We start from the raw sequence: 6,579 nt of genomic DNA, 5'->3' as shown, positions 1-6,579 counted from the left end.
GTGCCTGTGGGAGCTGGCTTACCGGCGATGGGCCGCAAAGCGGCCCCAAATCGATATTCAGCCCGCAGTGTTTGACGAGCGAACATCGGCACAGGGAAGGGCGTGCTACTGCAGCGTCGGCGGCTTCATCTCCAGGGGCATCCCTGCCAGCGTAGCCTCCATCCCCGCAATTTTTCGCGTAAGCCGTTGCGCCTCCTCATCTTTGCCCTGTGCTTTTAGAAGATCCCGCTCTTTGCGTAATGCGAGCAGGCATTTTTGCAGACCCAGGCCAGAAGTATTGAACTGGTCCATGTTTCCCTCATGCTGAAGGCTTCCGTGCCGTTGTAGGAAAAATGGACCCTAGCAGTTCGATATTGCTGCGGAAACTGAGGTTTCATACAGCAGATACTCGGCACCCAGATGCGGCCTACAGTAAGGGGGAAAACTTCCTACAAATTAACTTAGAGGCTGTTTCTATTCGTGTAGATCAGGCTGCGTCTGATGCCCGTAATTGCTGAGCCTGTGATGACCTGACCGTTGAAAGAGGCATCATGCTGCTGGCAGGCTGGCCAGCTATGCACTGAAACTTAAAGTTGCAATTGTATGCCGGTGTCGACAAGTCAAACGCGCTCTTGTTACCTCCCACGACCACTGCCACATGGTGAGCACGCTTGGCTGGATGCGTGGCCGATCGCATCTGATACGCCTTTTTTCATCAAACCTGAATCTGTATCCGTATCAGCGCTGCGCCGATAATGCTTTTCATCCCTGCTATCACATTGAAGAGGTTCTGATGGGCAAGCTCGCGCTATTTCTGGGTGGTTTTCTTCTGCTCACCCTTTTGGTAGGCCTACTGGGCACCATCCCTCCAGGCTGACAAAACTCCCCCCTCCGGCCCGCCTCTTTTGCCAGGGGAGCCAGCGTCGGGCCGTTGCGGCAGTGGTCCTTGGTATACCAGTTAGACTGGCGGTAGCTGCAAGTCGTTCTCAAGTGAAAAGGCCTCGTGTACTCTCCCGCTCGCGTCATAATGAGTCGCGGCAGTGGGCCGGCCTTTTACCTTGGAGTCGACATATAGATGGAATGCAAGAAGGACCCTTCAGCGCTGCTGGAGTGGCGTAGCCGCTTCCTGACCGCAGGCATTCTCGAAGAAAGTGAATACGACCAGGCGTTGCGCAGTGCCGATGCGCTTGAGCAATCAGGCGTGATCAGTGCGGTTGAGTGGATCGAGCTGGTCAAGGCGGCGAATGCAGCACTACTGCGCGTGCGATAAGTCCTTCTTTACGTGGGGAAATCTGTCCACAAAAAACGTGGGTAGGTCTGTGGATAAAATGCTGTAAGCCAAGCCGTTTGCGGCTTCTGTTGAATTGAGCAGAATTTGAACAGATGTCAGCGAGCCTGCCGGTTGCCCCCATTGCCCGCCTGGCGCAGGGCCAGCAGCAGCTCACGGACCCGCGCTGGCAACTCGCCGGCAGGATATACAGCGTGCATTTGCGGGTCTTGGCCGGTACTGGATGTCAGCCGGTAATCTGCGCAAACACGCACCAGCCGGCCGGCACTGACTTGTGCCTCGCCCACCCAGTCGGCCAGGCGGGCAATGCCGGCACCGGCCAGTGTACTGTGGTAGACCGCATCGCCTGAGCTCAGTCGCAGCCTTGGATGGGGGCGCAGGCTGGTGATTCGGTCACCTTGGCAAAAGTGCCAGGCCTTGAGAATGCGCGGGGCGGTATGCAGGATCAGCGAATGGTCAGCCAAGTCCTCTGGCCGCTTGGGCATGCCATGGCGCGCCAGGTAGTCCGGGCTGGCGTACAGATGGCGCTGGTAGCGCCACAGTGGGTAACCGATCAGCTCGCTTGATTGTGGAAACGCACCGCGGACCACGAAATCGAGCTTGCCCAGCAAAGGGTCAAGCGCCTCGTCACGGTAGTGGACGTCCAGCGTTACCTGTGGGTGGCGGCGGGAAAACGCCGCCAGCACACCGGGCAGCACATGTTCGCCAAGCAATTGCGGCACGCCGAAGCGGATCCAGCCCTGTGCGCTGCCACTGAGTGCGGCCAATTCATCGGCGGCATCACGTTGCACTTCGAGCAAGCGTTCGGCATGGGGCAGTAACCGCTCGCCAGCTTCGGTGAGGGTCACCGCATTGGCATTGCGGTTGAGCAGCTTGCACCCGCTGTTGTCTTCCAAAGCCTGTACTGCCCGCGTCACGGCGCTGGGCGAGCGGCCCAGGGCGCGGGCGGCGGCGACGAAGCTGCGTTTGTGCGCGACGCTGACGAAGGCCTGGATTTCGCGCAGCATGTCCAATGCCATGAAGGTCTCCTGGTTGCAGTTTTTGCAATATGGCATTTCAACACAGGCGCGCCGATTTGATTAGCCTTGCGGTCTGCTTTCACTGCCTGGAACCGCGCCATGATGGATATCGCCGTACTCTCCCTGTTCGCTTTTGCCGCCGGCCTGATCGATGCTGCGGTAGGAGGTGGTGGGCTCATTCAGATCCCGGCGCTGTTCAACGTATTGCCCACGGCGCAACCTGCGGCCTTGCTTGGCAGCAACAAACTGGCATCGGTGTGCGGTACGGCTTTCGCGGCGCGCTCGTTCATTCGCAAGGTCACCCTGGACTGGGGGTTGATCGTGCCGGCGGCGCTCAGTGCGTTCATCATGTCGTTTGCAGGGGCGGCCACGGTGTCGCTGGTGCCGCCCAGCGTGATGCGCCCGGCAGTGCTGGTGCTGATCGTGCTGATGGCGATCTACACCTTTTGCAAGAAGGATTTCGGCACCTTGCACGCGCCGGCGCAGATCGGCCGCAAGGAGCAATGCCTGGCGGTACTGATCGGTGGCGCCATTGGCTTCTACGACGGCCTGTTCGGGCCAGGAACCGGCAGCTTCCTGATCTTCCTGTTCATTCGCTTTTTCGCGTTGGACTTCCTGCACGCCTCGGCCTCTGCCAAGGTGGTCAACATCGCCACCAACCTCGCGGCGCTGGTGTTCTTCGTGCCATCGGGCAATGTGCTTTATGCCATTGCCTTGCCCATGGCCGCATGCAACGTGCTTGGGGCGCTGACCGGGACCTGGCTGGCCGTGCGCAAGGGCGCAGCCTTTGTGCGCGGGCTGTTCCTGGTCTTGCTGTGCGTGCTGATCGCCAAGTTGTCCTGGGATTTGCTGCTGGGGTGAGTCAAATTACCCGGCGCCCTGTGCCTCTGCCAGTTCGACACGGTTGCGGCCGTGGGCCTTGGCGCGGTACAGCGCCTGGTCCGCACGGGCCAACAGCTCGTCCAGACCCGGCGCCGGTTCATGCCCGGCGCAGCCGTCCAGGCCGATGCTGACGGTGATCTGCAGGCGCTCGTCGCCCTGCGCCAGGTGTAGGTCCTGGACCGCTCTGCGCAAGCGCTCAGCGGTGAAGTTGGCCCGGTCTGGCGCGAGGCCCGGCAGCAGGATTACAAACTCTTCACCGCCCATGCGCGCCAGCAGCTCGCCTTCATGCAACTGGTCTTGCAGGGTGTGGGCGAACTGGCGCAGCACCTGGTCGCCTACGGCGTGGCCATGGCGATCGTTGATCGACTTGAAATGGTCGATGTCGAGCATCATCAAGGTCAGCGGCAATGCCTGGGCATGTTGCTGGCGGCTGTCGAGCAGGGCATTGGCGCGGCGGGTGAAGGCGCTGCGGGTCAGTGCTCCGGTCAGGTGATCGATGGTGGCCTGATGCGCCAGGCGCGCCAGCAGGCTACGGTTGGCCTGGCTGACGCAAGAAACCACCAGCGGCCCGAGCACCAGCATGGCGATGCCCAGGCGGGCCGACATCAATGTGGTGACCCCAAGCTCGCTTTGCGGCACGCTGAAATGCATCAGGTTCTGCGCCACCGCAACGATCAGCGTACTGCCGGTAGTCAGTGTCAGCAATGAAACCAGAAACGGTGAGTAGGTCCACGCGCACCACAGCAGTGCTGCGATCGGGAAGGCAATGGCCCCCGGCCCGCCGAAGGCGATACTGAAGACCAGCGAGGCCAGCAGCACCAGCAAGGGGGGCAGGCTTACGGCCTGGGCTCCACTGCGGACCAGCGCGCGCGCCGATGGCGCCGTCAGCAGCACCGGCAGCACCAGCACTGCGGTCGAGAACTGCTCGCTGAACCACGCCAGCCAGGTGGTGCGCAGCGATTGCTCGAACCACGGGGCAGCCACCACGCAGGCCATGCAAGCCGCCACCATGGCACCGGCCGCGCAGGCACCGAATACGCTGAGCACTCCCTGCGGGCTGCGCATGCGCCGGTGCAGGCGCGGTAAGCGTGACAGCAAGAGCCACACCGTCACCACTACGCTCAGGTTGCACAGGTTGAGCCACAGCGCCGAGCGCCAGGCGCTGCCGCATGCCAGGTCGGCGGCGATCATGGCCAGCCAGGCCAGGGTGAAACTCACCGGGGTGGCGTGGCGCGGGTAGCGCAACAGCACACCGGCCAGCACTGCATTGACGGGCCAGAACAGGGACAAGGATTCGATTGGCCGTGCCAGGATGCCGCCCAGGGTCAGGGCGAAGGTCAGGCCGAACACGGCGAAATAGGGCAACAAGCGCGACTGGGCTGGAAAAACCATAGGCTCGACCGACAAGCGGAGACGAAATCCAGGACAACGGCTGTGGGCACCTGGGGCAATAACACCCCAGTTTGTTTGCGCAGGCCACTCAATGTCAATCTGCCGAGATCGCGCAGGATAATGGCCAATATCCTCTGGCGTCATAAACCGTGGAACCATGGCACCATCAGTACCGTCACCAGCATCACCAGCACTGTGAAGGGCACGCCAACCTTGACGAAGTCGGCAAAGCGGTACTGGCCCGGGCCGAGCACCAAGGTATTCACCGGTGAGGAAACCGGGGTCATGAACGCCGCGGATGCCGCCAAGGCCACAGTCATGGCGAACGGATAGGGCGAGAGGCCCAGCTGTGTTGCCGTGCTGATGGCAACGGGCGCCATCAGCACGGCGGTGGCGGTGTTGGAGATGAACAGGCCGATCACCGCTGTGACCGTGAACAGGCAGGCGAGCATGGCGATCGGCCCGGCGCCGCCCAGCAGGCTGACCAGCCCGCCCACTGCCAGGTCGATACCCCCGGTCTGCTGCAGCGCCTGGGCGAAGGGCAGCATGCCGACGATCAATATCAGGCTTGGCCAGTGAACGGCGCGGTAGGCGCTGTTCATGTCGATGCAGCGCCCGGCCCCCATCAGCAGGCAGCCGATCAACGCGGCGATCACATTGGGTACCACGCCGCTGACCATCAGCCCGACCATCACCGCCAGGCTGATCAGGGCATAGGGTGCCCGGTTACGGGCCGGTGCCACTTGGTCGATCTCGGCAGGCAAGCTCAGTACCAGGAAGTCCTTTGGCTGGCTTTGCAGCTGGCGTACCGCCTTCCAGGGGCCGACGACCAGCAGCGTGTCGCCAAGGCGCAGCGGTTCTTCCACCAGTCGCTCGTCGATCGCCGCCTGCTCACGGCGCAAGCCAACCACGTTGAGGCCGTAGCGGGTACGAAAGGCAAGGTCCAGGATGCTTTTGCCGATCAGTTGCGAGCCGGGGGGCAGGGACACTTCGGCCATGCCCAACTCCTGGGACTGGTCGATGAAATAAGCGGCCTTGAAATGAAGAGGTTCCAGTTGCATGGTTTGACACAGGCTGCGCAGGTCATCGCGATTGGCGAACAGGTCGAGCAGCAGCACATCACCCTGTTGCAGGACGGTGCTCGAATCGGCGGCGATCACCCGCGTGGTGAACTTGTGCTGGCGCTCGATACCGATCACATTGGCGCCATGCCGGGTGCGCAGCTCAAGCTCCCCGAGGGTATGGCCGATCAACGGCGATTGCGCCCGAATACGTAGCCGCCGCTCCCGGCCGTTGAGCTTGTAGTCCAGTACCAGGTCGAGCAGGGTGCGGCGGCTCTCCACCCGGCCGTCCTTGCGTACTTCGCCGTTGAGCCAGTGGCGTGTCAGTAGCATGTAGCCAATCCCCAGCACCAGCACCACCAGGCCGAACGGCGTGAAACTGAAGAAGCTGAAACCTTGCTCGCCTTGGCGTACCAGTTCGCTGTGCACCACCACGTTGGGTGGTGTGGCCACCAGGCTGAGCATGCCACTGATCAGGCCGGCGAAGCTCAGCGGCATCATCAGGCGGCTTGGCGAAATCTGCAGGCGTGCAGCGATGCTCAGCACCACCGGGATGAAGATCGCGACCACGCCCGTCGAACTCATCACCGAGCCCAGCCCGGCCACTGACACCATCAGCAACACCAGCAGGCGCGCCTCGCTGTTGCCTGCCCGGTCGCTCATCCATTCGCCGATGCGATAAGCGATACCGGTGCGCACCAGCCCTTCGCCGATCACGAACAAGGCAGCGATCAATACCACGTTGGGGTCGCTGAAGCCGGCCAGGGCCTGCTCCACGGTGAGGATGCCCGACAGTGGCAGGGCGAGAATCACCAGCAGCGCGACGACGTCCATGCGTGGTCGGTTGATGACAAAGAGCACGATGACGACAGCCAGCAGGCCGAGGACCCAGAGCAGTTCCTGGTTCATGGGGCGGGGGTGTTCCTTCACTCAAGGGGGCACGAAAGACAGTAGCAGT

7 protein-coding genes are annotated in these 6,579 nt (G+C 62.1%); 3 read left to right on the top strand and 4 right to left on the bottom strand.

What is annotated here, in order from left to right; translation table 11 throughout:
- Positions 1 to 105: 105 nt before the first annotated feature.
- Complete coding sequence (locus tag ACEWE8_RS21290) at positions 106 to 291, bottom strand: hypothetical protein (protein WP_046785709.1); 186 nt, start codon at positions 289 to 291, stop codon at positions 106 to 108.
- Positions 292 to 637: 346 nt separating this feature from the next.
- On the opposite strand from ACEWE8_RS21290, the gene ACEWE8_RS21285 reads away from it, so the two are divergent.
- Positions 638 to 856 carry a hypothetical protein gene (locus ACEWE8_RS21285; protein ID WP_174142157.1) on the top strand — a complete coding sequence of 73 codons (219 nt, stop codon included), beginning with the start codon at positions 638 to 640 and terminating at the stop codon, positions 854 to 856.
- A gap of 198 nt (positions 857 to 1,054) precedes the next feature.
- On the top strand, positions 1,055 to 1,249 hold the full coding sequence (locus tag ACEWE8_RS21280; RefSeq protein ID WP_046785710.1) for a hypothetical protein: 195 nt from the start codon (positions 1,055 to 1,057) through the stop codon (positions 1,247 to 1,249).
- A gap of 116 nt (positions 1,250 to 1,365) precedes the next feature.
- On the opposite strand, the gene ACEWE8_RS21275 is transcribed toward ACEWE8_RS21280, so the two are convergent.
- On the bottom strand, positions 1,366 to 2,286 hold the full coding sequence (locus tag ACEWE8_RS21275) for a LysR family transcriptional regulator (protein ID WP_046785711.1): 921 nt from the start codon (positions 2,284 to 2,286) through the stop codon (positions 1,366 to 1,368).
- Between the two features lie 99 nt (positions 2,287 to 2,385).
- On the opposite strand from ACEWE8_RS21275, the gene ACEWE8_RS21270 reads away from it, so the two are divergent.
- Positions 2,386 to 3,147 (top strand): TSUP family transporter, encoded by a 762-nt coding sequence (locus tag ACEWE8_RS21270; RefSeq protein WP_046785712.1) that lies wholly within the window; start codon positions 2,386 to 2,388, stop codon positions 3,145 to 3,147.
- 6 nt (positions 3,148 to 3,153) lie between these two features.
- Here ACEWE8_RS21270 and ACEWE8_RS21265 read toward each other — a convergent pair whose 3' ends face one another.
- The gene (locus tag ACEWE8_RS21265) at positions 3,154 to 4,575 is read right to left on the bottom strand and encodes a GGDEF domain-containing protein (RefSeq protein WP_046785713.1); all 1,422 of its coding nucleotides are present in this window, start codon (positions 4,573 to 4,575) and stop codon (positions 3,154 to 3,156) included.
- A 125-nt stretch (positions 4,576 to 4,700) separates the two neighbouring features.
- Complete coding sequence (locus ACEWE8_RS21260) at positions 4,701 to 6,530, bottom strand: SLC13 family permease (RefSeq protein WP_046785714.1); 1,830 nt, start codon at positions 6,528 to 6,530, stop codon at positions 4,701 to 4,703.
- Positions 6,531 to 6,579: the final 49 nt, after the last annotated feature.

Source organism: Pseudomonas sp. TR47 (assembly GCF_044143025.1).
GTDB lineage: Bacteria > Pseudomonadota > Gammaproteobacteria > Pseudomonadales > Pseudomonadaceae > Aquipseudomonas > Aquipseudomonas putida_E.
The sequence above is the reverse complement of the archived record's forward strand: the minus strand, read 5'-3'. Positions and strand labels throughout refer to the sequence as shown.

Excerpts from the sequence above, each read along its gene's own strand:
- ACEWE8_RS21270 (WP_046785712.1), top strand. The coding sequence starts at position 2,386 with ATGATGGATATCGCCGTACTCTCCCTGTTCGCTTTTGCCGCCGGCCTG.
- ACEWE8_RS21275 (WP_046785711.1), bottom strand. The coding sequence starts at position 2,286 with ATGGCATTGGACATGCTGCGCGAAATCCAGGCCTTCGTCAGCGTCGCG.
- ACEWE8_RS21290 (WP_046785709.1), bottom strand. The coding sequence starts at position 291 with ATGGACCAGTTCAATACTTCTGGCCTGGGTCTGCAAAAATGCCTGCTC.
- ACEWE8_RS21280 (WP_046785710.1), top strand. The coding sequence starts at position 1,055 with ATGGAATGCAAGAAGGACCCTTCAGCGCTGCTGGAGTGGCGTAGCCGC.
- ACEWE8_RS21260 (WP_046785714.1), bottom strand. The coding sequence starts at position 6,530 with ATGAACCAGGAACTGCTCTGGGTCCTCGGCCTGCTGGCTGTCGTCATC.
- ACEWE8_RS21285 (WP_174142157.1), top strand. The coding sequence starts at position 638 with ATGGTGAGCACGCTTGGCTGGATGCGTGGCCGATCGCATCTGATACGC.